Raw genomic sequence first — 24911 nt, 5'->3', positions numbered from 1 at the left:
GGCTCTTTCCAATGGGCTGAAGAGCGCGCATAAAGTCGAAGCAGGCTGGCCTCAGGGCTTTTTGAGGTCGGCCAGCGTCTTTTCCACAAAGCCGATGACATGCGGCCAGCATTCCTTGCCGCAGCGGGCATGGTCGGCGCCTTCGATGACGACGTGCTCAATCTGGGTGTGGCCGACGAGCTTCATCATGGAGACAAAGTAGAGATTTTCCTCCGCACGCATAAGCATGTCGGTGCCCCAGCCGCCAGTGATGCAATAGGTAGGCGGTGCGTCTTTGCGCACATGATACAGCGGGCCGAAGCGGTCAATGGTGGGCCGGTAACGGCTGGGCTCGATGCCCTGCTCCACACGCACGGTCTGGTGGGTGATCATCTGGCCGGTGACAGGGATGAGGGCGGCGATGTGGTCTGCATCAATGTCATGTTTGGCCAGATAGCTTTTGTCCAGGCCAACCATGGAGGTGAGATAACCGCCGGCGGAGATGCCGGTGACGAAGATCTTCGTGGGATCACCCCCATGCGAGGCAATGTTCTTGAAGGTCCAGGCCAGGGCCGCTGCGGCATCCTCGATATACACCGGATGCTGCACTTTCGGGTGCAGACGATAACCGACGCCCACAACCGCCCAGCCACGATTTTTAAGCTCCGAGGGGATGGCGCGTTTGCCGTTTCTGAGGCCACCGCCGTGGTAATAGACGACAGTCGGAAAGTCCTTCACGCCGATGGGGCGGTAGAGATCCACAAGGCATTGGGTCTTCGCATATTCGGAGCCTGCGATGACCTCCTCTGACTGATATGGGAGGCCGACATCAAGCTGATACTCGATCTTCGGCGCGATGTCTTGGGAGAGCGCGGCAGGGGTTGCCATAACGATGGCGGCGAGTGAGAAAAAACCTGCGAAGAAGGAGGTGAAGCGTGAGTTTTTCATGGACCCTGCACTGTTGAGGCTATGGAGCCAGATTGGCAAGCGTCGTTGCTGGCCATCGAATGATGAGCTTGCCTGCTGTCTGAATGGGTGTTTTTGCCGACGAACCGTCGGCGCTCCAGGATCACGTGCTCTGCAGCACCAGTCTCAGCGCATCCAATCTCACACGGGCGGATCCGATGGCTTCCTCCAGGGCGGTGATCTGGGCTTTGGCGGCTTCGATTTCCTCCGGGCGGACGTGGTCGTTGATCTGGCGCAGGTCTTCGAGGCGGTCCACTTCGGCCTGGAGGCGGTCCTTCATGGTCTGGGTGGCCTCGGTGACGAGCTTCTTCATTTCGGCCTCGGCCAGCTTGCGGGATTTACCGAGCATCGCGGGGAAGATTTTCCTTTTGATGCCGGCGTTTTCCAGCAGGCGGGTGGGGCTGCCTTTTTCGATCTTCGCATGCAGGTAGCCGGCGTCATCGCGGCGGTCCTTGTTGGTATGGTCCACGATGATACGAATGGGCGTCGCGGAGAGGAAACGGTCCACATGCAGGGCGGCGGGGGCAATGCACTCGACAACGAAATGGGTCTCCAAAACGAGGCCCTCGGCACCGGAGCTGCGCCACAGGCCGAAGCTGCTATTGCCGCTTTCTGCGCCTAACAAAAGATCCAACGCGCCGCGAACCAGCGGGTGGTCGGGTGTAAGGAAGGCCATGTTTTCGCGGGAGAGAGCACGGGTGCGGTCGAAGCTGGCCAGCAGTCCTTCATCTGGAAGGGCAGGGAATTTGTCGGTGGTGAGGTGGGCGGGCATCAGCACATAACTGCGGTTGCCATGCTCCTCCACATGCAGGCCGAAGTGGTCCACGAGACGGATGAAAAACTCCTCGAATTCGGTATCGGCATCCTGGGCGCGGATGGCTTCAATGACGGTCTCCGCCTGCTCAGGTTTGCAAGAGTTTAGTTCCAGGAGGCGGTCATGTCCGCGCTCCAGTTTAGCGGTGACAAGCTTGCGCTGGGCCTGGGATTTTTTGATGAAGGCCTTCAGCGGTGCCGCCTTCATGGATTCCATCAGCGGGGCCAGTTCCTCCTTCAGCGCCTGGACGATTTCCGTGGCGCCATGGAGGTTCTGTTGGAAGGCCTCCAGACCTTCATGATACCAGCGGGCCAGCACTTCTTCAGCGCTCCCTTTGATAAAGGGCACATGGATATGAATGGTGCTCGTCTGGCCGATGCGGTCCAGTCGGCCAATGCGCTGCTCCAGCAGCTCCGGATCTTCCGGCAGGTCAAACAGCACCAGATGATGGGCGAACTGGAAGTTACGTCCTTCACTGCCGATCTCCGAGCACAGCAGGATGCGGGCACCTTCTTCTTCAGCAAAGTAGGCGGCCTGGCGGTCGCGTTGAAGCATCGTCAGGCCTTCGTGGAAGAGGGCGGAGTTGACGTTGATCTCATGCAGGAGCATCTCGTTAACCTGCTCGGCGAGCTTTTTCGTCCGGCAGATAAGCAGCACTTTTTCTTCGCCCAGTTCTTTGAGCAGCTTGGCCAGCCACTTGACCTTGGCTCCCAGGGGTTCGTCGCCTCCGGCCAGGGGCACCAGTTTGGCGGAGCGCTCAGGGAACCCGGTGAGGGCGGCGCGGGTGTTGCGGAACATCACACGGCCGGTGCCGAATTCATCCAGCAACGAGGAGATCAATTTCTCGCGTTCACCTTCACCTCCGGCCTTCATGGCGGCGAGGTGCTCCTTGAGATGCGGGGATTTTTTGATGAACAGCTTTTCATCTGCCGCCGTGAGATTCTTGCCAGAAGCCAGGCGGTCCATGGCCTTGGCCACTTCTTCATAGTGCTCCGATTCTGCCAGGAACTGGCCCAGATCGGCATAGCGGTTCGGGTCCAGCAGGCGCAGACGGGCGAAGTGACCTTCCGGCCCGAGCTGCTGCGGCGTAGCGGTGAGCAGGAGCAAACCGGGGATTTTGGAGGCCAGGTTTTCCACCAAGGTGTAGGAGGGACTGACGGTTTCTGGGCTCCACTCCAGGTGGTGGGCCTCATCCACGATCAGCAAATCCCAACCCGCCTCGGAAGCCTGCTGGGCTCGGTTAGGCGAGCCAGCGAGGAAGCTAGTGCTGCAAAGAATGAGCTGGCTTTCCAGGAAAGGATTGATGCCTTCTTCCTCGGTCTCCAGGACATCACAGCGGTCCTCATCGTAGATGGAAAAAGTGAGATGGAACCGGCGGTAAAGCTCCACAAACCACTGATGCACCAGCGGCTCAGGCACCAGGATGAGCACGCGCTCCGCACGTCCCGTGAGATGTAAACGATGCAGGATGAGGCTGGCCTCGATGGTCTTGCCCAGACCCACTTCATCCGCCAGCAGCACGCGGGGCACGAGCCGTCCGGCCACCTCGCTGGCGATGTACATCTGGTGCGCCAGCAGGTCCACCCGCCCGCCGCTGAACCCGCGCACGGGCGACTGGCGCATTTCAGCACGACGCCTCAGCGCCTCCACGCGGACATCAAAGGCCAGCAGTTCATCAATCTGGCCAGCCATCAGGCGATCTTCCGGCTTGCTGAAACTGATGGTGTCTGAAAGCTCCGCCTCACTCACCTCGCGGTCTGTGCCGATGTAATAGAGCATCCCTTTGCGGTCCTCCACCGACTCCACTTCCAGGGATTTGCCATCGTGGGTGGTGACCGTGTCACCGGCCATGAAGTGCACCCGGCGCAGTGGGGCGGTTTTCGTGGCATACTGGCGGTGCTCGCCAGCGGCAGGGAAAAAGATTTCCACACGGCCGAACTCGGCCTTCATGACCACACCGAGGCCAAGTTCAGGTTCACTGTCGCTTACCCAGCGTTGTCCAGGGATAGGTTGTTCCATTGAAGAGATAAAAAGGGGGCATTGATGGTAGGGGCTGTGCGGCGGAGTGCAAGGGAGTTTACGTTTTCATGTGATGCGCGTGTCACGGGAAGATCGGAACTGGCCATCACACCCGCTTGCCCTCGGCCCAGGCACGGCGTATCACTGCGGTTCTCTTTTTTCCGATTGTGAAGCCTTACTATATCACCACCGCCATTGACTACACCAACGCGCCGCCGCACATCGGCCATGCCTATGAAAAGGTACTGGCGGATGTGATGGCGCGTTTCCAGCGGCTGAACGGCCGGGAGGTGTACTTCCTCACCGGCGTGGATCAGCATGGCCAGAAGGTGCAAAAGAGCGCCGAAAAAGCCGGCCAGTCGCCACAGGATTTTGTGGACGGCGTCACGCAGCATTTTGTCTCGCTCTGGGACAAGCTGAACGTGCGCTACGACGGTTGGGCCGCCACCACCGACCCGGTGCACAAGCGCGTGGTCCAGACCATTCTGCAAAAGCTGCACGATGCCGGCCAGCTTTATAAACAAGGTTACACCGGCTTTTACAGCCTGCGTCAGGAGCAGTTTCTCACAGACAAGGAGCGTGGTCCGGACGGCAACTTTGGCGAGGAGTGGGGCGAGGTGCAGGAGCTCGAAGAAGAGAACTGGTACTTCCGTCTCAGCGATCACGTGGAATGGCTGAAGGGCTACATCAAAAGCCACCCAGATTTCATCTTTCCCGCCCACCGCGCCAATGATGTGCTGAATGCCCTGGAGGGCACTCCCCAGGATCTCTGCATCAGCCGCCCCGTGGAGCGTCTGAGCTGGGGCATCCCGCTGCCGTTTGATGAGCGTTTTGTGAACTACGTCTGGTTTGATGCCCTGACGAACTACATCAGCTTTGCTGGGTATCTGGCGGCTGAAAGCGGCAATGAGGACGCCGGCCTGCCGGATTTCAGCCAGCTATGGCCTTCGGAAGCGCACGTCATCGGCAAGGACATCCTCGTCCCTGCCCATGCTGTTTACTGGCCCATCATGCTGCATGCGCTGGGCTTCAGCGATGACCAGATCCCACGCCTCATCGTCCACGGCTGGTGGAATGTGAAGGGGGCCAAGATGAGCAAGAGCCTGGGCAACGTCATTGATCCCAACGTGCTCGCCGCCACCTTCACGCCCGACGGTTTGCGCTATTACCTCTCCCGCGACATCGCCACCGGTTACGACAGCGACTTCAGCGAAGGGCGCATCATCATGTCCTATAACAAGGAGCTGGCCGGTGGCCTGGGCAACCTGCTGAACCGCAGCATCAACATGGCGCAAAAATACCGCAGCGGCCTTCTCACCCCCGGGGCCTATGACGATGCGGAAAACGCCGCCCTGCGCCAGACGGTGGCGGAGGCGCTGCCTGCCTATCTTGAAAACATGAGCACCTGGGCCATCCACGATGGCATCGCCGCTGCATGGAAAATTGTCAGCGCGGCCAATGCCTATGTGGACAGCACCAAGCCCTTCTCCCTGGCTAAAGATCCTGAGCAGGCCGCCCGCCTGGACAGCGTGCTGTATCATCTGGCGGAAGCTTGGGTGCATGTGAGCGTGCTTTTGCATCCCGTCATGCCCACCGCCATGGCCACGGCCCGCGCCCAGATCGGCTGGGAGATGCCGGAAGGTTTCCAGTTCAGCGATCTTAAGTGGGGCATGCTCAAAGACGGACATCAGCTCGGCACACCCGTGCCCTTGTTCCCAAGGCTCGAACTGACCGAGACTGAATAACCTTCCCGCTGATGCATCCTCCCGGGCTGCATCTCTCCCATGCTCGACTTCGCCACTATCCTCACCGTGGTCCTGCCCGTGTACCTCACGATGGCCACCGGGGCTGCCGCGCGTAAGCTGCGCATCCTGCCTGCGGAGGCGGATGCCGGCCTGATGCGCCTGGCCGTCACCATTCTCACCCCCTGCCTCATCCTGGAGCGGGTGGTGGGGAATGAGGCCGTGATGAGCCCGCTGCCGGTGCTCATTGCCGCCAGTCTGGGATTCGGACTGGTGTCGCTGGGCATCGCCCTTTCATTCTTCGCCGCGCCATTGATTGGCCTGCGAAGGCACGAAGGCCGCCGCACCTTTGCCGTCTCCTGCGGTTTGCAGAACTACGGCTTCGTGGCCATCCCCATCGTCACCGCCTTGTTTCCTGAAAAAGGCACGCTGGGTGTTATGTTCACCTTTACGTTAGGCGTGGAACTGGCCTGCTGGACCGCGGGCGTGGGTCTGCTCACCGGACTGGGAAAGGCACCCTGGAAGCTGGCGCTGAACCCGCCCGTCATCACCATCCTCGGTTCCCTGATGCTCAATTTCACCGGGCTGCATGTTTACATCCCGGAGGTGGCCCATCTCACCCTGGGCATGATGGGCGCCTGCGCCGTCCCTCTCGCCGTGATGATCATCGGCGCGTCCATTGCGGACATCTGGGGTCAGGAAAAAATGCGCTGGTCCATTGCCGTGCTGGCTCCGGTGCTACGTCAGCTCATCATCCCGCTGGCCTTCCTGGCCGCCGCCTATTATCTGCCGCTGGAGACAGAGCTGAAGCGCATCCTCATTGTCCAAGGGGCCATGCCCAGTGCCGTTTTTAGCATCATGATCGCCCGGCATTATGGAGGCCATGCACCCACCGCCGTGCAGTGCGTGCTGTCCACCACCGTCGTCAGCCTCATCACCGCGCCAGCTCTCATTGCGTGGGCGTTGAAGGTGGTCGGCGTCTGACGGCTCACCGTTCCACGTTCAGCTCCAGTTTGTTGTCGCCGGGCTTGATCTCCACCACCCACTCGCCCGCGCCAGGCTTCTGCTCAGCGGCAGTGGCCGTGCCATCTGGCGTCTCCAGGCCGGGCACATCGGCGGCACTGTAACTTACGCGCAGTTTCACCTTGCCCACCACGGGGCCATTCTTGCCATCCAGCTTAAAGTTACCGCCCCTCACGCGGACCGCCGCCACCGCCGCCGAGGCATCCTCAGGCATGAAGACCACATTGCCCCAGCTCACCGGCGTACCGTTGACCGTCAGTTTGCCGCTTACCGCCGCCCGCTCAGCAGGGTTTAGGAAACCCTGATTGCGCAGCCAGTCGCGCAGATGACCGCTCCAGGTGCCCAGCACCGGATCACCCAGATACAGACCCACGCCATGCGGCCCCGGCTGGTAGCAATGCAGTTCCGCAGGCACACCATTTTTGCGACAGGCCAGGTAAAAACTGACCGCATTCTCCGCTGGCACCACCGTGTCCTCATCCGTCTGGAAAAGGAAGGTCGGCGGTGTCTGAGGTGTCACCCGCAGATGTGTGCTGACCTTGCGGGCAAGCTCGTCGCTGTCATTCGGCCCCAGCAGATTTTTGCGCGAGCCAGAGTGCGCGAACTCATCAATCATCGAGATCACCGGATACGTCGGTGCCGCCACATCCGGGCGTGCGCTCACCTGGTCCACCGCATCATTCGTCATGCCCTCGGGCTTCTCATCGAACAACGTCGCTGCCATGGAGCTGAGATGACCGCCGGCAGAAAAACCGATGACGCCGATGCGCTCCGGATCAATGCCATACTGCGCCGCATTCGCCCGCACATGGCGGATAGCGCGCTGCACATCCATCAGCTGGATGGGATAATGATACCCCTGCGTGCCTAACCGATAGTGCAACACAAAAGCGGAAACTCCCTGTCCATTAAACCACTTGGCCACTTGCACCCCTTCATGATCCGCCGCCAGCCCACCATATCCTCCACCCGGGCAGACCACAAAGGCAGCCCCATTGGCCTTCTCCTTCGCTGCGGGCCATACATACACAAACGGCTGGTCCTTGTCCTCCTGCCCCTTCGCCCCAGGTGCTCCCTCCGGCCAAAGGCGGACCTTGGCAGGCTCTGCCGCTGTGGAAAGGGAAGTACTGAGAAGAAAGGCCAGACCGAGCGTGCTGAGAATTCGTGACATGGCAGACTTCTACGCAGGATCGGCCAAAAACTTCAAGTCTTGTGTTGATCACCACCGGTGCCTTTTCCAGACATCGGCCAGAAAGTGCCCCAGGCCGTTGAACTTAAATCCCGGATCCACGCACCCTCACAGCTTCCAGTTCCGCAATCAGCGCACGGAGATGGCTGCGTGCGCGGTCTTCATACTGCTTGTGAAAAAAGGCGGTTTGGTAAAGACGCTCGCGTGCTAAAAAGGAGGCCAGGATTTCCAGGCGTTTCTCACGATAGAGGGACCAGTCCACCCAGGAGTATTCCTGACGGATCTGGTATTCGTATTCACGTACACGGGCTAAGTCCTGACCAAAGATGGACAGGTCAATGTCGGCCATCCAGGCATCGTAAGGACCCCCGCGAGGTCGGTGGTCGCGGGTTAACAGAACGAGCTGCGTCACCCTGGGGGAGGCTTCATCACCAGCCAGAAACTCGAGCGCCAGTTCCGCGCTCTTCTCCTCATTACCGCTGCCTTGCGGATCATAAACGGCGTCATGAAACCACAGGGCGCATTCCAGCTCAAGGGGATTATTGATTTCACCTGTCTGGATGGCCCGGTCGTATTCGGCCAAGCATTCCTCAAGATGCTGCAGCGTGTGGTAGGCGCGCTGCGGTTCCGCATAGGCAGCCATTAGCCGGGCATGCCATTCTGCAATCTGCATGACACCGGGGAAATGAGCACACAGATTCATCCAATGGTTGAGGTCTGTTCTCATGGATTCATAGGGAAGCTTCAAAGCCCCTAACCAAAAAAGCCCAGGCCGCAAAGATTGCCAGCCTGGGCTTTTCCACAATTTCAATCAGAGTCGTTCTGCGACCACTGGTCTCACTCTCCCGCCAGTGCCTCCAGCAGGTACCTGGCAGGCTGGAAATGCTCGATGAGGATCTCCTGATGGCCACCGCGGTTCATGCGGACCTGGCGGATGTCAAAGTTAGGTGTCTTGTGCGGGGCAAAGAGGATGTCATCATGCGTGGCATTCTGATGGCGCTTAAACTGGGCGGGGGTGATGTGACCGCCCAAATGATCATCACGACCGGTGGCCAGATGGCAGGTGCCCAGCACTTTTTCATCCTGGATATCGGCACCCGAAACGGGCAGCACCTGGGTGCCAAAACCCAGCTCGCCAAGAACCCCGGTCATCGGGTCGTCGAGCAGCTTGGCATTGTGCGCTTCAATGGTGGCCGGGTCGCCGGCGATAAGCTCGCTCTTGATGATGCAGCCGCCGGTGACGGTCAGCTTGCCCAGCGTGCCGTCCTCATACTTCATTGGGAAGAAACCTTCCGCGCCGGTGGGCACAAAATACACTTCGCCCGCTGGCAGGTTGGCCACATCCGGCGTCGTACCCCGGCACAAGCCGTGGCTCTTCTGCGCCTCCTGGCCGCTGAGTTCCAGCTTCGCCGTCAGCACCTCTCCGCTTTCCAGAGCGAAGTCAATTTCCACCGAATCCGCCTTCGTCATGGCCCGGCGCAGCTTCTCAGCATCGCGGCTCACTTCGTCATAATCCACCGCCAGGCCGGTATTCAAAATGATGTCATTGAGACCATGCAGCGTCGCTCCACGGAAGCCATACTGCTTGGCAAAGGCCGTCAGAGGAGCCGTGGCAGAGAAGGTGGAGATGCAGAGGATGATGTCGTAATTCGTGTAAATATCCTTTTCCAGGCTCAGTTTGTTGCCAGCCATGTCCACGCATTCATCTGGCAGGTCCAGGTTGCTGCCGGTCGTTTGTGTATAGGCATACATTTCACCGCCCTTGAGCGCCAGCTCCTCCATCACGCCGTTTTGCAGGCCCAGATAAAAATGCTTGTGGGCATTGCGCTGCACGGCACGGACTGGATTGTTCAAGAAGGCCATGTCCTTCGCCTCGGCAAGGTCTGGCAGGTCAATCAGGATACAGATCTTGCAGCCGAAGGTCGGCTGGAAGACGGTGTGGAGAAGGCGATAGAGATCGAACTTCGGGAACTGGCGGCCGTTGGCCGTTGTCTGAACGGTGGGCATGGGAGCATTCATCATGAGCGGAGAGTGATTCGGATTCGGGTAATGTGCATTACGGCATCAGCATAAAAGCCGGGCGCGCTTTTCTTTTTCCAATTTTGGCGCATCCATGGTCCGATAGCATCCCTGAAAAACCATGAATGCGAAAAAAACCGTCCTCATCACCGGCTGCAGCCGTGGCCTGGGCCGCGCCATGATCCCTGAGTTTATCCAGCGCGGCTGGACCGTCGCCGGCTGTGCGCGTGATGCCGCCATGGTGGCGGATCTGCAAAGCCAGTTTCCTGCCCCACACCATTTCATGATGTGTGATGTGGCCGATGACTCCCAGGTGAAGTCCTTCTGCGAGGAGGTGCTTGACCGTTGCGGCACTCCCGATCTCGTCTTGAACAACGCCGGCATCGTCAATGCCAGCGCACCGCTGTGGGAAGTGCCTGCCGAAGAATTCAGCCGCGTCATAGACATCAACATCAAGGGCCCGGCCAGCGTCATGCGGTATCTTCTCCCTGCCATGCTGAAACGCGGCAGCGGCGTCATCGCCAATTTCTCTTCCGGCTGGGGCCGCAGCACCTCTCCCGACGTGGCCCCCTACTGCGCCACCAAATACGCCATCGAAGGCCTCTCCCAGGCCGCTGCGCAGGAGACCGACGGCAAAGTCGCCATCATCCCGCTGAACCCCGGCATCATTGATACAAGAATGCTGCGCAGTTGCTTCGGCAATGAAGCCGCCCATTACCCCAGCCCCGAAGAATGGGCCCGCACCGCCGTCCCCTTCCTCATCAATCTTGGACCAAATGACAATGGCCGCCCGCTGACCGCGCCTGGTGGGTGAAATTCAGGTCACCATGGCTGCTACCTGTTTTTCATCAGGTGGCAGGGACAAGCGGTCATGCTCGTTTTTGACCTGCTGAATCATTTCCTGGGACCGGCGGAACAGCACCGGGGACCACAGACGTTGCAGCTCCCAGCCTTGAGCGCGGAGGATGCGCGTTCGGAAAAGGTCCCACTCGATGGGGTCAGGCGTTTTATGAAATCGGGTGAAATCCGTCAGGACGCCAACGGTGACATCGGCAGGCATCAGGGGGTGAATGCAGGCCACATCCACGCAGAAGCCTTCATTTCCCCAATGGACATGCGAGCCTGTCTGGTGCTTTTCCAGCAAAGTTTTCCCAAAGGCAGTGGCCAGCGGCGAGGGGGTGGAAGTGTCCCAGTTTTTAAGCTCGGGCAACGTATCGCGGCGCATCTTTTCCAGTTCCTCCTGATAGTTCGTGAAGAACTCTGCCAGCTTCTCTGCATACCGCAGATAAGCGTAAAGCTGAAGCCGGCCATTGGGGAGCTGGCCGGGCGGAGTGGCCTCCACCGTGGTGTATTCTGCCGTGGGAATGGAGGTCAGCACATGCACCGCATCACGGGCACGGGTGACCAGCACATTGAGCCTGCGGCCACCTTCGCGTTGGGAGAGCGCGCCAAAGTTGCGGCGGAATTTGCCCTTCGGATCAGGGCCGAAGGTGGTACAGATGATCATGACATCCCGTTCGTCACCCTGGACGTTTTCGAGATTTTTCACAAACAGGCCTTCGAAGGAATCCCGGCCTTTCCGGTTCTTGGCCACTTCATACCGTTGGGCAAATTCAGCATCCTGAGTCACACGGTTGGCGAGGGCCTCATGGATCGCTTCCCTTTGGGTGAGATTAAAACAGGCCACTCCAATGGAAGGCGGCTGCGGCGTGGCCAGCAGTTCCGCAATGAGGTTCACCGTAGCCTCGGCTTCCTGGACGTTGGCACGATCCAGATAAACGCCATTAACCCGATGCAGCCGGATGGGCGTGTTAAGGGCTTTGTTACGCGGATGGCCGGGGATGGGCTGCAGGCGCGAACCGTAGTAATGCTCATTGGAAAAGCCGATGAGCGCCTCATTGCGGCTGCGGTAGTGCACATCCAGGTAGGCCTCGCGGACGTCGAGGTTCAGCGCGGCTGTGAGGAGATCCTCGGCTTCCTGTTGCTGCTGGTAAAAGAGCTCTTCGGCGGTCTCTGCATCGCTGTCGCTGGAGTCTGCGAGGGTAGACTCAAAGAAACGGGTCGGTGGCAGCTGCTTCTGGTCACCGGCGATGACCACGCGGTGACCGCGCAACAGTACCGGCAGAGCTTCTTCGAGACGGCACTGGGAGGCCTCGTCAAAAATGACCACATCAAAGATGGGCTGGCGCGGGAAGATCTGGGCGACAGTGGACGGACTGGCCATCCAGACGGGGCAGAGGTCGAAGAGGGGATCTCCGCCTTCCACATCGGCGCCGGTGGCCAGCATCTGCCGCAGTTTGAGGGCCTTTTTCCCCTTCACGTAAAGCCGCTGGCGCAGGGCCGCCCCATGTTTGTTTAACTGGGAGCCGGTGGTGGCCAGCAGGCGGGAACGCTGATGCTTCAGCCACAAAAAGCGGATGTAGTCACCCACATGATGAAGCTTTTCCTGGGACAGCTTTAAATATGAATCAAAGGCGGCTTCGATGCGTTCACCATCCATGGCGGCGAGTTCCGGATCGTTGTGCAGGCGCTCCCGCAGTACATTTTCCACCGCCTGATGCATGAACGACGGCAGGAGTTCATCAAACAAAACCCCCTGGGCGAGGAAAGTCTGGGTGATGTCCTGCAAGGCTGAAGGCAGCTGGGCCAGCGTGTGCTGCAGGCGCACCATGTCCTCCATGCTGCTGGCATGGGCCAGCCAGGCGCGGGTGGTTTCCTGGGTAATGCCGGTGCTGAGCCAGAGACTTTGAAGGTGCTTCGGGGCGCTTTCCCGGAACAGACCGCTTTGTGACACCAAGGTGGTGAGATGATGCAACGCCTGAGCCCAGCGGGCTTCTTTTTCCAGTGCCTCTGCCAAAGCCTGTGATTGAGAAGGGCTTTCCAGGCTGGCCGCCAGACGCTCCGCACAAGCCAGGTTCACCAGCAGGGCCTGCAGCTCCCAGGCGGCTTCAGCCTGCCTGACCAGGGCCTGGATTTCCTTATCCTCCGGCATGACGATGGTGCTCGCACCCGTAATCCGCGCCAGCCAGTCAGCAATCAGCAGACGGCTTTTGACTCCCTGGTAGAAGGTCTTTCCCTGCTGCCATCCAGTCTCCACACCCAAGCCCAGCGGCATCAGCGCCCCGGCGGCAGCCTGCTTGGCCGCACCGGCCAAGAGACGTTTGAAGAAAGTGCCGGCCACTGCTTCCCAAGCCTTGAGGGCGGCCAGGTGCTGGTTCACCACGGTCAGGGTCAGAATGCCCGCGCTGCGGGCACTGCTGACCAGACTCCTGTCCAGTGGGGTGGCGCATGACCCCATCCAGGTTTTCACATCGGACAATTCCTTGCGCAGTTCCTGTCGGCGGGCCTCAGGTAACGTGGCAGCAGCGCAGGCGAAAGAAAGATCCTCAGCAGCCGCCAGCTCCCGGAGAAGGTGTGCTGAGGATTCGCGTAAAGAGGCCTGGGCGAGGAGAGGTTTGTTGGCATCCAGGCTCGCCATCAAAGGTCCAGGATTGAGTGAATCCGCTTTTTCGGCGGCGGACTGGAGTGCCTCCAGGGTGGTGCGAAGATCACTTGAAGAACGGGCGAGAAATTCTGTCAGGCCGATGCCCAAAAGATCCCGGAAGGGATTGGTGGGATACCTGGCTTTTTCTGCCCGGCGGCAGATTTCATCCAATGCCGTGGAGGCTTCTTGAATGTCCTGCGGAGTTACTCCTGGGATGACCGTGGCGGGCGGCAAGCCTTCCTGAGCCGCGTGTTCCAGCCAGGCTCCCAGCAGATCATGAAAACTTTGCGTAGCGGCGTCCGGGCTGAAGTGGATTTTTTTCCGGTAACCTTCCAGCTCCTGATGCAGCGCGGAAAGCTGCCTGTTTACCGATTCGAGCTGCGGCCGCGGATCCTTCGGGGCGGGCTGGTCAGCCAGGTTTTCCAGCTTTCCACGCAGCCCCATGTAGAAGTCTTTCCGGTCACTGCTGGGATCATGAACCACCCCGCAGAGATCACCAAGGCCCACGGCGTCCAGGCGGTATTTGACCACATCCAGGGCCGTTCGTTTGTCGCAGACAAAGAGCACCCGCTCACCCCGCGCCAGGTGATCGGCGACCATATTGGTGATCGTCTGGCTTTTTCCAGTGCCGGGCGGTCCATGAACGACCAGAGCTCTCGCCTCCCGTGAAGCCAGCACCGCATTCGCCTGGCAGGGGTCAGCGGCAGAAACGAGCCATTCTTGCGCAAAGTTCCGTCCCTGGATGGCCAACGGCTCTGCGGGAGCAGTGTCCGGGGGTGTTTCATGCAAGACCTGCGGATTGAGAAACGCGGAAACGGGCTCCTGCAATGCGGTCTGGTTATCCTGCATCCAGCGCGTGTCTCGCAGCAGAGACTGATTGGACAGGGGAAAGAGGCCGAGAACAGCAGAGGGGAGGATGGTGACGCCTTTGGGCAGCTTTTCCAAAAGAGGCACCGGCTCAAGCAGAGTATCGCAGTGAAATGAAGTCGGGATGTCCAGATCAAGCAGGCTGTGGATCTGCTGGAGCAGCTGGTCCACTTCCCGCCAGGGGTCAGCCGCTTCATCATCCAGATACAGATCGCCAAGCGCTTTTCCTGTCTGGCGTTCCAGCCAGGCGATCAGGGCCGGGTTGGCCACCAGGAGGTCCGCCCCTTCTCCCATGCATTCCAGGGTCACACCAGATCTGGAGCCGGTTCGCACCTGGAGACTTACTGGCATCAGCAGAAGTGGGGCGAGCACCCGGCTGGAGCCGCGAATAGATTTTTCATCGGCTGCCGGGGGCATGGAGATGAGCGGAAAACCCAGCGCCAGGCAGGATTCTCCGTGATCGTTCATGTATTCCATGGCATCATCGGCCATGTCCCGCAGCTTTTTCAGCAGCCGGCTTTGTTTCTGAAAGGCATCCCGCGCCTTTTTTTGTTCGTCGGACCATTCGGCCTCGGGAAACGCAGGACTGGAGAAAACGGGGACTTTGGCGGGAAACTCGATCTTCCTTTTTTCCAGAAGACTCTTGAGCGCTGAGGCAGGTTCCAGCCCCTGAAGGGAAAGCAAATCCATCCAGTCACAGCGCTGCCGTGAGCGGTGGGGCCGGGCGTTCATGGAAGGACCGTGGACGAGACTGGCGAAGAGCCTCTGAAGCATTGTTTCGAGAATCATGGCAGCATCGTAAAATCCCTGTGGGGCATACTCGGGGAAAGCCCAAAGTTCAAATTGTGTCTGGCGGCAGGCTGCAAGTCGTTTCATCCCGTCCATGAACCCTTTTCATCCATGTCCTGGCCCGGAGGCTGCATCGCCAGTTGCCAGTCGTGGGGGGTGCGCTACTCTTCATGCCCCATTCTCATCATGCCTGAACTGGAAAATCCCTTTCAAGAAACGCTCCTCCAGCGCCACCGCGCGGAGCCTTGCACCGTGGTCATCTTTGGCGCCACGGGAGATCTGACCAACCGCAAGCTCATTCCGGCGCTCTACAATGTCGCTGCGGAGGGGGATCTGCCGCCACAGTTCAAAGTGGTGGGTTTCGCCCGGCGTGACAAATCTGACGAGGTCTTCCGCACCGAGTTGGAGGAGGGCAACCGCAAAAACAGCCGCAGCGGCCACAATGACGAATTGTGGGCCAGCTTTTCCCAAAGCATCCATTATCACCGGAGCGAATTCGGCGACCTGGAGGGATACAAAGCCCTGGCCGAGCTGCTGAACAAATTCGACGAAGAGCGCGGTGCCCCTGCCAACCGCCTGTTTTACCTGGCTTCCGCCCCGGAGGCCTTCAAGCCCATCCTGGAGATGCTCCGTGATGCTGGACTGAATCACGGCGTGGGCGGCAAATGGGCCCGGGTGGTCTGTGAGAAGCCGTTTGGCAAGGACCTGGCCAGCGCCCGCGCCCTGAATGAAACCGTGGCGGGCACCTTTGAGGAAAAGGACACCTACCGCATTGACCATTACCTGGGCAAGGAAACGGCCCAGAACATCATGGTGCTGCGGTTTGCCAACATCCTTTTTGAGCCCAACTGGAACAGCCGTTACATTGACCATATCCAGATCACCTGCGCAGAAAACCTGGGCATGGAAGGCGGTCGTGGCGGCTATTATGACACTGCCGGCGCCCTGCGGGACATGGTGCAAAACCACCTTTTCCAGCTTCTCTCCCTCGTGGCCATGGAGCCGCCGACCGATCTCAGCGCGGACAGCGTGCGCGACGAAAAAGTGAAGGTCATCCGCGCTCTGCGTCCATTAGTTGGGCCGGAAGCCGTGGGGGCCAACGTTATCCGCGCCCAATACACCGCCGGCAGCGTGGACGGTGCGCCGCGCGTCGGCTACCGGCAGGAGGACCGGGTGAACCCGGAATCCAAGACGGAGGCCTATGTGGCCCTGCGTCTGTTTGTGGACACCTGGCGCTGGCAGGGGGTGCCCTTTTACATCCGTGTGGGCAAGCAACTGCCCAAGAAGGCCACTGAGATCAGCGTGCATTTCAAAAAGCCGCCGCAGGTGCCCTTCGCCACCGCCCGCCTCCCAGGCAGCAGCGAAAACACCCTCGTCATCCGCATCCAGCCGGATGAGGGGATCGCCCTGCGCATCCTGTGCAAGCAGCCTGGCCAGGCCCTGTCCATGCAGCAGGTGAAGATGGACTTCCGCTACAGCGGCAGCTTTGGCAAAGCCAGCCCCGAGGCTTATGAGCGCCTGCTGTTGGATGCCATGGCCGGCGATGCCACCCTCTTCGCCCGCCGCGACGAGGTGGAAAGCGCGTGGAAGTTCATTGATGAACTCGAGCACGCCTGGCACAAAACAGACACCCCGCCCCCCATGTGCGAATACCCTGCCGGCTCCTGGGGCCCTAAAGAAGCCGACGACCTCCTCCGCCAGGACGGCCGCGAATGGCGGCTGCTGTGAAGGCAGAACAGTTGTTTTTCCCAAATTCTGATCCATCTTATACCATGAGTGCTCCATCCGAATTTGTGCTTCGTGAAGAAGCCCGTGGTACTGATGTGGATCTTGAGCCTGCTGTGGACTTTGAACCTTCAGAACAAGACTGGAAACTGGCTCTGGAAGCCCGGGAACGCTGGCTGAAGGGCGAGGAAGAAGTGCTGACTCTAGAACAACTGAAAAAAGAACTTCAGGCAGAACTATTACCGTCATGAATGCGACATTGATGATAAACAGCTTCACTCCTGAAGAACAGAAAGAACTGCTGCACGCTTTAGTGGACCGACTTTTCCCAGAGGCTGAATCCAATGAGGAGGAAGACGCTTTTCCCGAGTGGCTCTTGAAAGACCTGAAAGAGCAAAACCAGCGGTATCATGCCGGACTTGAAACTGGAGATGATCTTGATGTGGTTGAAGCTCGTCTAAAGGCTAAGTTTCAGTCCCGATGAAGGTCATTGTCCTCGCTTCTGCCGAGAATGATCTCGATGACGGCTGGCACTTCTATGAAGACCAGGAAGCAGGCGTCGGGGACTATTTCTTTCAGTTTGTCTTGAGCAGCATCCGCAGCCTTAAATCTGACTATGGCATTTATCCCATAAATGCGGGCTTTCATCGCATGCTAGTGCGCAAGTTTCATTGCGGAATCTATTATACCGTCGAATCCGGCTCCATCATCATCCACCGCGTCATGGACCAGCGCCGGGATCCGAAGTGGATCCGCCATCAACTCAAACGCTCCCTTTAATCCCATGCCCCTTAACGAAGACACCCTTTCCAGCCTCGGCACCGAGGTCGAGCTGCCCAAGATTGACCGCGCGCTCAAGGAGCTGTGGTCTAGCGATGAGGCCAAGACCCGCGCCTCGCTCATCAACTTCGCCATCTACAGCGAGGACCCGGACACCATTGTCGCCAACAATGACAAGCTGACCCGCATCACTGATGACAATGCCTGCCGCGCCTTGCTCATCACCTGCCTGCCGGATGTCAAACCCCAGCGCGCCCGCGCCTGGATCAATGCCCTCTGCCGCCCTTACCAGGGTAAGCAGGTGGTCTGCAGCGAGCAGATCTCCTTTGTCCTGGAAGGGGGCGATGCCGCCCAGGTGCAAAACATCGTCTTCGCCCATCTGGACTCGGACCTGCCGCTCATCGTCTGGTGGCAGGGGGACCTGACGAAGAATTTTGAAGAGCGATTCTACAGCCGCATCGGTACTCTTATCATTGACAGTGGTCGCTGGACCGATCCCGTCGCCGAGTTTGCCGGGCTGATAGAAGCCAAGGCCGCCGCCGGCTTTGATGTCCGCGACCTGAGCTGGACGCGCAGCCACTTCCTGCGCACGGCCCTGGCCAACAGCTTCCAGGATTTCAAGGCACGCGAGCACCTGCCGCGGGTGGAAAAAGTGGAAATCACCCACGCCCCCGGTCAGCGCTGCGCCGCCCTGCTGCTGGGTGCCTGGATTGCCCAGCGCCTGGGGGCCACCCTGGATGAAAGTCAGAAAGGGCTCGTCTTTATCAAGGCGGACGGCAGCACCCTGACCCTTCATCTTGAGGCAAAGAATGAAGGTTGCGCTTTGCAATCCCTGCGCCTCACCGCCCCCTGCCTGGACGTCTCCATCACCCGGGAAGGAACCTCCTCCTTTGTCCACACCCACGCCTCCTGCGAGGGCCACAGTCATGAAGAAATGCTGCCGGCCGACGTCGTTGGGGATGCTGACCTGATCTCGGAGCAGCTCAGCCGCGCTGGCGGAAGCACGCATTATTCACATGTATTGCCGCTGATTCAGCCTATGTTAGCCAGGTTGCCATAGTCACAAAGCAGGTTAGTTTTGCCCTTGCTACCCCCGCCCGTGATGGTTAACCGTCCCCTGAAACCCGCCATGTCCGTTTTATCGCGCCCCCTTTTCTTCGTTGCCGCCCTATTCTGCCTGGCGTCTCCGGTGTATTCCCAGTCCTCCAGCAATGGCATTGCCGCCATCGTCAATGGTAATGTCGTCACCAAATCCGAGGTGCGTGATGCGGTGAATGCCCAGGAGCAGATGCTGCGCTTCCAGTATCAAAACGATCCCACAGCCCTCCAACGTGAGCTGGCCAACCTCCGTGCGACCGCACTGGACAGCCTTATTGACCGGGAGTTGGTGCTGGCTGAGTTCAAGCGCATGGGCGCGGCCATCAAGAGCCAGTGGGTGGATGATGACATCAACGGCATCGTCCGTGAGAGCTTCAAAGGCAACCGGGAGGCCTTTGTCAAAGAGCTGGCCCAGTCCGGCATGACGCTGAAAAAATTCCGCGACATGCGCGAGAAGATGATGATCGTCCAGGCCATGCGGGGCAAGCAGGCTTCCGAGCAGCCACCTGCCACACCCAAGGAAGTGGAAGACTTCTACAAGAAGAACATCGCCAAATGGCGCAGCGGGGACATGATCAAGATCAGCACCATCACCATCGCCAAATACAGCGGCGAGGCCACGGCCACACCTGAGAGCCAGAAAAAGATGGCCCAGGAAATCCGCAGCAAGCTAGTGAAGGGCGCCGACTTTGCCACCACCGCCAAGACTTATTCCCAGGACAGCCATGCTGAAGACGGTGGCGCGTGGGACTGGATGGCCCGCGAGCAGATGAAACCTTCCATCGCCAACGTCGCCTTCAACCTGAAGACCGGTGGCCTCAGCGAGGTCATTGATGACGAAGCCGCCTACATCATCATCGCCTGCGATGCCATCAAATACGGCAATTCCAAGCCCATGAGCGAAGTGCGCGACGAGATCGAGCGCGCCATCTCAGCGGAGAAGTCCAAGACCGTCATTGACCAGTGGATGGAGGGGCTGCGCAAGCGTGCCGTGATCAAGAAGATCGGCTGGTAAAAGATCGGATCTGCATTGGGAGACTCCTTCCAATTCATTTCCTTTTCTCCAGCAGGGCCTTCGCCTGGTCCACGGTCAATCCCATGGTCGGCGGGTCGAACCCCAGGTTGTCGCCGTTGGCCTTGAAACCGCCACCGTCCACATCAACGTAAATGGGATTGTTGTAAGCGCAGGGACGCATCGTCGCGTAGCTGCTGGTGCCGTAGCCGGTCTTCAGCGTCATCGTCTCATGCATCGCCACCACGATGAGGTGGGCATCCTCTTTCAGCGGCACCTGCAGGGTCTGATCAAACTTCACCACCCCGTCCTGGAACATCTGCGGATGGGATTCACGGGTGAAGTTCAGCGTCGGTTCCAGGCGGCCATTCACCAGCACCTGCACGCGGTTGATGTCCTGCCAGTCGGTGCATTGCACCGTCACTTTCAGCTCCACACCGCCAGGTGAGCTGACATCGCTGCCGGCGATCTTGCCATCCGCAGTGGCCACTTCCAGGAAGGGGCCGGTGGTCAGGATCATGTTGCCGGCTTTGGCCTTTGGGGAAAGCTCCGCCCAGTCAATGGCTGCCGGATCATCCGTGCTGCTGGGCAGGTAAACACGCCAGCATCCCACGCCATTGCCATAAACCGTGTGGGCATCCGCTACGCCGACCGCCACCAACCGGTGGCCCTGGTTCAAAAGCTGCCGCCACATGAACTCCCGGCACAGCATCACCTTGGTGGCGAGCGAGTTGGCAGCGCGGGAGAATTTGAAAGGGGCATCATGCAGGATGTCTGTGCTGGCGCCGTTTTGCGTCTCCATCCCGTCAATCATGCTTCCCACACCGATGAAGCCGCCGTCCACTTGGTCGTCTCTGTCACGGTCCACAAACATGTCCGTCAGATTCGGGTGGTTGAACTGGATCCACCGGTTGTCCTGCTCACCCTGCCAGCGCCGCAGGGTCAGGGCGCTGACGCGGGGATCGTCATTCCAAACCGGTGCCCCACCATCCTGGAGAAGCGGATCGGGTTCAAAGGGAAAGGCATTGAAATGCTGGCCCGCCCCCGTCAGCTCCATGCCCTTCACCGTCTTGATGAACGGACTCAGCCCGAGGGATTCAATGACCGGTTCCCAGTCATACAACCGGTTATGCTCCGTCGTAGGCGCAAATTCCAGATGCTCCGCAGCAATGTTAATGAGGCGTCCATCCGTATCGCAGACATTGTCGCCGCTGGGGGTGCTATGATTGTGGAAGTCGGCGCTGATCCAGCCTTTCGTATCCACCAGGCGCTTCAGAACACCTTTGAAAACAGACTCCTGGTTAGGCTGAACCGTCACTTCTTCAGCGAGGTGGCCATACTCAGGCCCGCGCACCACCACCACCCGGTACCTGCCCGGCGGCAGCTGCACGATGAACTGGCCCTTCTCACTGTGATACTGGTCCACGCAGCCATGGGCGCGTTCTTTGGGCCCCAGGTCCAGCTTGGGAGCATCCTTGTCCAGCGGTTCAAAGTGCGCCTTGCAGGGGAAGGACACCCCGCCTTCATCAGCGATTTCAAACCGGATACGGGCGGCAGCAGGCAGCGGCGTTTCAGGAGCCTCTGCCCCGGCCTTCCCCACGTGCACCTCAACGACTGTATCCGCCCGCCCCAGATCTGTGACTTTCAGTTCAACCTTGCCGGTTGGCATTTTAAACTGGTAGACCCCCTTTTCATCCGGGTAGGCGGGAACCGGCTTGCTGGTAAACGGCACATGCACTGTCGCCGTTGTCACCGGGGCGCCCCCGGACTGCAAGCTACCTGCGACCTGGCTCACGTTCTTTCCTTTAGCCTCCAGCGCCTCGCCCACCGCCTGGGCAGGGGAAGTGCCGACTGCGAAAAAGCGCCGGATGCTCACGCTCGCTCCAGGAGAGATCTGGATGTCCCCGGATACCTTGTCTGCACCGGTCACCTCAAGCGTGGCCAGGGCATAGCCGCACTTGTGCGCGGGGTTGATGGCATCGGCCCAGTAGATGCCTTCCACCGTCTCCCCGGTGGAGTTAAAGCGGGTGAGGTCAGACTTGGAGGGGACCTTTTGCACCGCATCGGTTTCATTGCGCCAGGTCGTCGTGATAATGAGCCCCTGCTGCCCGTCTTTGACACGGTATTCATTGCGCTTGTAAATGCCCCCATTGCTGGCCGCCGTGGTCACGGATTCGATCGCCGCCTCTCCTTTCGGTTGGTCCGTCAGGATCCGCACATACGAGACCGGGCCGTGCCCCCCTGGGCAGTAGGCCACCAGCTGGTCGTTGGATGCTCCGCGCAAGGTCAGGTCATAAAGGCTCCCAGGAGAGGCCCCGTCAGCCCCATAAAAAGTGCTCATGTTCGCCCGGCGATTGGGCCCATTGTGGGAGATCACCGCCTCCACCTTGTCATTGCGCAGCACAAAATCCCCCCGGATGCCATCGGCCTCCTTGCCTCCCGGGAGCTCCTTTTCACGGCCCTGGTTGGCTTCAAAAACCTCCGCGCTCCAGAGCGCAGAAGAGGTGGCTAGCAGAAACAAAGCAATGGTTTTCATGGTCGGCAGGATGAATGTCAGGCAATTACGCAAGATGAGGAGAGCCTTTTCCAAATCGATCCTTTCTCCCAGAACAAAAGCAGCCGCCTTGACGAAAGTCCTGTCACACAACTAGGTTTGACAGAAGTTTGCCTGATGCCATGGACTGCCGCCGCTCCCGCACGAATGACCCGGATGAATGGATCGCCACCTGCCCGGAAGGCTCTCGTTCGGTGTGCGAGGAACTGCGCAATCTCATCTTCCGCTGGGAGCCGGACTTGAAGGAGAGCATCAATTCCAACATGCTCTGCTTCAGCCTGCGCAAACGGGTGTGCGGCATCAGCGGCTTCAAGAGCCATGCCCAACTGACCTTTTACCGGGGCAGCGAGCTTCCAGACCCCGCACATCTCTTCAATCACGGACTGGAGAACGCCAGCATCCACAGCATGGATCTGCCGCCCACCTTAGAAGGCTACAACCTGCGAGCGCTGCGCACACTCCTCCATGCCGCCGTCCGGGTGGATGCCCAGTCGGCACAACCAAAGCCGCCCCAGGCTCCGCGAGAAGAATGGCCCATGCCGGAGGTCCTGGCGGCAGCGCTGAAAAAGAACAAAGCCGCCGCCGTCTTTTACAACCAGCTCAAGCCCACCTACCAGCGCGAGTACAAAGTCTGGATCAGCATGGCCAAACAGCCGGAGACCATTGCCCGACGGCTCGATGAAACCCTCCGCGCCCTCGTTGCCGGAAAGAAATGGGCACAAAGGAAAGAAGCCTGCTAACATTCCAAATACCGCCATGGCCTACCGCACCGCTCCCGTTGCCACCTCCACGATGCCACCCGGCATCCCCTACATCATCGGCAACGAGCTGGCGGAGCGCTTCAGCTTCTATGGGATGCGCACCATCCTCATGGTCTTCATGACCACCGCCCTCGTCACCCATGAAGGTGCCAAGGACCTGATGAGCGAGGCCGAGGCTTCCAAATGGATCCATGCCTACATGGCCGCTGTTTACCTCACTCCGCTTGCAGGCGGCCTTATTGCCGACCTCTGGTTAGGCAAATACAAGACCATCATTTCACTCTCGCTGGTCTATTGCCTCGGGCATCTGGTGCTTGCCCTGGACAGCACACGCGACGGCCTCTTCTGGGGCCTCACACTCGTCGCCATCGGCGCAGGCGGCATCAAGCCCTGCGTGGCCTCGCATGTCGGTGACCAGTTTGGCAAATCCAACGCTCATCTGCTGCCACGCATCTACAACTGGTTCTACTTTTCCATCAACTTCGGTTCCGTCTTCGCCACCCTGCTCACCCCCTGGCTGATGAAGGAGCATGGCCCGCATGTGGCCTTTGGCGTGCCTGGCGTGCTGATGTTCATTGCCACATTTCTCTTTTGGTTAGGCCGAAACCAGTTTGCCCATATCCCCCCTCAGCCGCGTGAGTTCCTCCAGGAGTTGCAACGTCCCGTGGTGCTGCGCTCCATCGCCGGTCTGATGATGATTTATCTCTTCATCGCCATGTTCTGGTCCCTGTTCGACCAGACCGCCTCCCGCTGGGTGGCGCAGGCCACCCGCATGGACCTCACCCTTTTCGGTGTCGAAGTCCTGCCAGACCAGATCCAGAGCGTCAATCCCCTGCTGGTCATGCTCATGATCCCGTTCTTTTCCCTGGTCGTGTATCCCTTTGTGGGCCGCTTCTTGACCCTCACACCCCTGCGGAAAATCTGCCTGGGCTTTGCCATCGCCGCCGTCTCCTTCGTCATCCCCGCGCTGGTGGAAACCTGGATCGTTGCTGGCGAAAAGCCGACCATCTGGTGGCAGGTCTTCGCCTATGTACTCATCACCGGCGCCGAGATCATGATCTCCATCACCGCCCTCGAATTCAGCTACACCCAGGCCCCTGCCCGACTGAAATCCATCATCATGGCCCTGTTTTACTCCAGCGTTTTCCTGGGTAACATCTTCACCTCCGCCGTCAATGCCTCCATCGAGAAAACCGGCCTCGCCAGCAGCCTCAACGGCTCCGCTTATTACTGGTTCTTCGTCCAGTGCATGGCCGTCACCACCGTGCTGTTTGTCTTCGTCGCTCTGTTTTACAAAGGCCAGACGTATCTGCAAGAGGAGAAGGTTTGATGTGAAGTGTCCTCGTTTTTCTTTTGCTTAGCGCAGAGGATTCCACACCTTCTCAAAGCCAAAGGATTGGAAATGTTTGTCGTTAGATGTCGCAAAGTGGGTGACACCGTGGTGGCGCAGAGTCAGGGCAAGACGAGCATCAATGATGTTGCGAAAACCGGTGGATGTCTTGGCGGCCCAAGTCCACAAGGGTTTACCAACCTCGGGTTCATAATCGCCGTATTCCCAATATGGGTTGGCCTGTAAAGTCTCACAAAAACGGGCTGCCTCCTTGGCAGATTTTGGCTTGCTAAAGACTGCCGGATTGCGGAGCTGCATATAAATTTCCACCAACACAAGACCGCATAGCAGGAAGCGTTCACCCTTTGCAGCCTGTTCAACAAAGAAGGCTTGGGCGGCTGCATGATGCGGTGAATCGGGGTTCGCCGCGTACAGGAAGAGATTGGTGTCAGCAGACAGTATCATGCTTCTGTTCGCTGCAAAATGGCTTCAACTTCAGGCCGCAGAGCTGCGGGATCTGTCAGGAAATCGCCTCCACAATCCAGGATCGGAAAACTCCATGCCGGTTTGGCTCTTGGCTCTGTGGGAAAGCGGCTGACAAAGTGCTCCGCCGCTTTCCTCATAACTTCGGAAAGGGACCAATCTTGCCGCTCGGCAATTTCTTTGAGCCGCTGATAAAGCGGATCTGGGAATTGGATTTGGGTGCGTGTCATGATGTTATTTATACATCAACGTGCGATTGACGTCAACGATTGTGATT

General features: G+C 59.1%; 20 protein-coding genes. 11 read left to right on the top strand and 9 right to left on the bottom strand.

All coding sequences use genetic code 11. The features are described from left to right. Positions 1-51: 51 nt before the first annotated feature. Together WJU23_RS10750 and WJU23_RS10745 are read right to left on the bottom strand one after the other, a co-directional pair. The gene (locus tag WJU23_RS10750; RefSeq protein WP_346332560.1) at positions 52-927 is read right to left on the bottom strand and encodes an alpha/beta hydrolase; all 876 of its coding nucleotides are present in this window, start codon (positions 925-927) and stop codon (positions 52-54) included. Between the two features lie 121 nt (positions 928-1048). Continuing rightward, on the bottom strand, positions 1049-3778 hold the full coding sequence (locus tag WJU23_RS10745) for a helicase-related protein (RefSeq protein WP_346332559.1): 2730 nt from the start codon (positions 3776-3778) through the stop codon (positions 1049-1051). 167 nt (positions 3779-3945) lie between these two features. Here WJU23_RS10745 and metG point away from each other — a divergent pair, with 167 nt between their 5' ends. Together metG and WJU23_RS10735 are read left to right on the top strand one after the other, a co-directional pair. Further along, positions 3946-5523, top strand: a complete 1578-nt coding sequence (metG, locus tag WJU23_RS10740; RefSeq protein WP_346332558.1) for a methionine--tRNA ligase — start codon at positions 3946-3948, stop codon at positions 5521-5523. 39 nt (positions 5524-5562) lie between these two features. Continuing rightward, positions 5563-6504 (top strand): AEC family transporter, encoded by a 942-nt coding sequence (locus WJU23_RS10735; protein WP_346332557.1) that lies wholly within the window; start codon positions 5563-5565, stop codon positions 6502-6504. A gap of 4 nt (positions 6505-6508) precedes the next feature. Here WJU23_RS10735 and WJU23_RS10730 read toward each other — a convergent pair whose 3' ends face one another. The 3 genes from WJU23_RS10730 to WJU23_RS10720 all read right to left on the bottom strand — a co-directional run bounded on the left by WJU23_RS10730 (position 6509) and on the right by WJU23_RS10720 (position 9754). Further along, positions 6509-7714: an alpha/beta hydrolase gene (locus tag WJU23_RS10730; RefSeq protein WP_346332556.1), complete on the bottom strand. Its 1206-nt coding sequence runs from the start codon at positions 7712-7714 to the stop codon at positions 6509-6511. 103 nt (positions 7715-7817) lie between these two features. Continuing rightward, positions 7818-8459, bottom strand: a complete 642-nt coding sequence (locus WJU23_RS10725) for a hypothetical protein (RefSeq protein WP_346332555.1) — start codon at positions 8457-8459, stop codon at positions 7818-7820. 110 nt (positions 8460-8569) lie between these two features. Beyond that, on the bottom strand, positions 8570-9754 hold the full coding sequence (locus WJU23_RS10720) for a hypothetical protein (protein ID WP_346332554.1): 1185 nt from the start codon (positions 9752-9754) through the stop codon (positions 8570-8572). 118 nt (positions 9755-9872) lie between these two features. On the opposite strand from WJU23_RS10720, the gene WJU23_RS10715 reads away from it, so the two are divergent. Continuing rightward, positions 9873-10565 carry an SDR family oxidoreductase gene (locus WJU23_RS10715; protein ID WP_346332553.1) on the top strand — a complete coding sequence of 231 codons (693 nt, stop codon included), beginning with the start codon at positions 9873-9875 and terminating at the stop codon, positions 10563-10565. Between the two features lie 3 nt (positions 10566-10568). On the opposite strand, the gene WJU23_RS10710 is transcribed toward WJU23_RS10715, so the two are convergent. Further along, positions 10569-14891: an AAA domain-containing protein gene (locus WJU23_RS10710; RefSeq protein WP_346332552.1), complete on the bottom strand. Its 4323-nt coding sequence runs from the start codon at positions 14889-14891 to the stop codon at positions 10569-10571. A 186-nt stretch (positions 14892-15077) separates the two neighbouring features. Here WJU23_RS10710 and zwf point away from each other — a divergent pair, with 186 nt between their 5' ends. From zwf to WJU23_RS10680, 6 genes are all read left to right on the top strand, one after another. Beyond that, positions 15078-16619, top strand: a complete 1542-nt coding sequence (gene zwf / locus WJU23_RS10705) for a glucose-6-phosphate dehydrogenase (RefSeq protein WP_346332612.1) — start codon at positions 15078-15080, stop codon at positions 16617-16619. Positions 16620-16663: 44 nt separating this feature from the next. Further along, positions 16664-16867: a hypothetical protein gene (locus WJU23_RS10700; RefSeq protein WP_346332551.1), complete on the top strand. Its 204-nt coding sequence runs from the start codon at positions 16664-16666 to the stop codon at positions 16865-16867. Further along, the gene (locus WJU23_RS10695; protein ID WP_346332550.1) at positions 16864-17100 is read left to right on the top strand and encodes a hypothetical protein; all 237 of its coding nucleotides are present in this window, start codon (positions 16864-16866) and stop codon (positions 17098-17100) included. The genes WJU23_RS10700 and WJU23_RS10695 overlap by 4 nt, the downstream gene beginning before the upstream one ends. After that, on the top strand, positions 17097-17396 hold the full coding sequence (locus WJU23_RS10690; protein WP_346332549.1) for a type II toxin-antitoxin system RelE/ParE family toxin: 300 nt from the start codon (positions 17097-17099) through the stop codon (positions 17394-17396). The genes WJU23_RS10695 and WJU23_RS10690 overlap by 4 nt, the downstream gene beginning before the upstream one ends. A gap of 4 nt (positions 17397-17400) precedes the next feature. After that, positions 17401-18456, top strand: a complete 1056-nt coding sequence (locus WJU23_RS10685) for a glucose-6-phosphate dehydrogenase assembly protein OpcA (RefSeq protein WP_346332548.1) — start codon at positions 17401-17403, stop codon at positions 18454-18456. Between the two features lie 69 nt (positions 18457-18525). Next, on the top strand, positions 18526-19509 hold the full coding sequence (locus WJU23_RS10680; protein WP_346332547.1) for a SurA N-terminal domain-containing protein: 984 nt from the start codon (positions 18526-18528) through the stop codon (positions 19507-19509). Between the two features lie 34 nt (positions 19510-19543). Here WJU23_RS10680 and WJU23_RS10675 read toward each other — a convergent pair whose 3' ends face one another. Next, complete coding sequence (locus tag WJU23_RS10675) at positions 19544-22042, bottom strand: CehA/McbA family metallohydrolase (RefSeq protein ID WP_346332546.1); 2499 nt, start codon at positions 22040-22042, stop codon at positions 19544-19546. Between the two features lie 140 nt (positions 22043-22182). On the opposite strand from WJU23_RS10675, the gene WJU23_RS10670 reads away from it, so the two are divergent. After that, on the top strand, positions 22183-22800 hold the full coding sequence (locus tag WJU23_RS10670) for a YdeI/OmpD-associated family protein (RefSeq protein WP_346332545.1): 618 nt from the start codon (positions 22183-22185) through the stop codon (positions 22798-22800). Positions 22801-22816: 16 nt separating this feature from the next. Further along, complete coding sequence (locus WJU23_RS10665; RefSeq protein ID WP_346332544.1) at positions 22817-24151, top strand: POT family MFS transporter; 1335 nt, start codon at positions 22817-22819, stop codon at positions 24149-24151. Positions 24152-24178: 27 nt separating this feature from the next. On the opposite strand, the gene WJU23_RS10660 is transcribed toward WJU23_RS10665, so the two are convergent. Together WJU23_RS10660 and WJU23_RS10655 are read right to left on the bottom strand one after the other, a co-directional pair. After that, complete coding sequence (locus tag WJU23_RS10660; RefSeq protein ID WP_346332543.1) at positions 24179-24616, bottom strand: TA system VapC family ribonuclease toxin; 438 nt, start codon at positions 24614-24616, stop codon at positions 24179-24181. Beyond that, a complete protein-coding gene (locus WJU23_RS10655; protein WP_346332542.1) occupies positions 24613-24864 on the bottom strand; it encodes a ribbon-helix-helix protein, CopG family in 252 nt (83 codons plus the stop codon). Before WJU23_RS10655 ends, WJU23_RS10660 begins: the two co-directional genes overlap by 4 nt. Positions 24865-24911 lie beyond the last annotated feature (47 nt).

Origin of the sequence: Prosthecobacter sp. SYSU 5D2 (assembly GCF_039655865.1) — a bacterium.
In the GTDB taxonomy this organism is placed as follows: Bacteria; Verrucomicrobiota; Verrucomicrobiia; order Verrucomicrobiales; family Verrucomicrobiaceae; genus Prosthecobacter.
This window is presented reverse-complemented; position numbering and strand designations above follow the sequence as displayed.

Bases quoted from the DNA above. Each gene is read 5' to 3' on its own strand.
- WJU23_RS10690 (WP_346332549.1), top strand. From the start codon at position 17,097: ATGAAGGTCATTGTCCTCGCTTCTGCCGAGAATGATCTCGATGACGGC.
- WJU23_RS10735 (WP_346332557.1), top strand. From the start codon at position 5,563: ATGCTCGACTTCGCCACTATCCTCACCGTGGTCCTGCCCGTGTACCTC.
- WJU23_RS10745 (WP_346332559.1), bottom strand. From the start codon at position 3,778: ATGGAACAACCTATCCCTGGACAACGCTGGGTAAGCGACAGTGAACCT.
- WJU23_RS10675 (WP_346332546.1), bottom strand. From the start codon at position 22,042: ATGAAAACCATTGCTTTGTTTCTGCTAGCCACCTCTTCTGCGCTCTGG.
- WJU23_RS10660 (WP_346332543.1), bottom strand. From the start codon at position 24,616: ATGATACTGTCTGCTGACACCAATCTCTTCCTGTACGCGGCGAACCCC.
- WJU23_RS10685 (WP_346332548.1), top strand. From the start codon at position 17,401: ATGCCCCTTAACGAAGACACCCTTTCCAGCCTCGGCACCGAGGTCGAG.
- WJU23_RS10710 (WP_346332552.1), bottom strand. From the start codon at position 14,891: ATGATTCTCGAAACAATGCTTCAGAGGCTCTTCGCCAGTCTCGTCCAC.
- WJU23_RS10700 (WP_346332551.1), top strand. From the start codon at position 16,664: ATGAGTGCTCCATCCGAATTTGTGCTTCGTGAAGAAGCCCGTGGTACT.
- WJU23_RS10655 (WP_346332542.1), bottom strand. From the start codon at position 24,864: ATGACACGCACCCAAATCCAATTCCCAGATCCGCTTTATCAGCGGCTC.
- WJU23_RS10725 (WP_346332555.1), bottom strand. From the start codon at position 8,459: ATGAGAACAGACCTCAACCATTGGATGAATCTGTGTGCTCATTTCCCC.
- WJU23_RS10715 (WP_346332553.1), top strand. From the start codon at position 9,873: ATGAATGCGAAAAAAACCGTCCTCATCACCGGCTGCAGCCGTGGCCTG.
- zwf (WP_346332612.1), top strand. From the start codon at position 15,078: ATGCCTGAACTGGAAAATCCCTTTCAAGAAACGCTCCTCCAGCGCCAC.
- WJU23_RS10670 (WP_346332545.1), top strand. From the start codon at position 22,183: ATGGACTGCCGCCGCTCCCGCACGAATGACCCGGATGAATGGATCGCC.
- WJU23_RS10720 (WP_346332554.1), bottom strand. From the start codon at position 9,754: ATGATGAATGCTCCCATGCCCACCGTTCAGACAACGGCCAACGGCCGC.
- WJU23_RS10665 (WP_346332544.1), top strand. From the start codon at position 22,817: ATGGCCTACCGCACCGCTCCCGTTGCCACCTCCACGATGCCACCCGGC.
- WJU23_RS10750 (WP_346332560.1), bottom strand. From the start codon at position 927: ATGAAAAACTCACGCTTCACCTCCTTCTTCGCAGGTTTTTTCTCACTC.
- WJU23_RS10730 (WP_346332556.1), bottom strand. From the start codon at position 7,714: ATGTCACGAATTCTCAGCACGCTCGGTCTGGCCTTTCTTCTCAGTACT.
- WJU23_RS10695 (WP_346332550.1), top strand. From the start codon at position 16,864: ATGAATGCGACATTGATGATAAACAGCTTCACTCCTGAAGAACAGAAA.
- WJU23_RS10680 (WP_346332547.1), top strand. From the start codon at position 18,526: ATGTCCGTTTTATCGCGCCCCCTTTTCTTCGTTGCCGCCCTATTCTGC.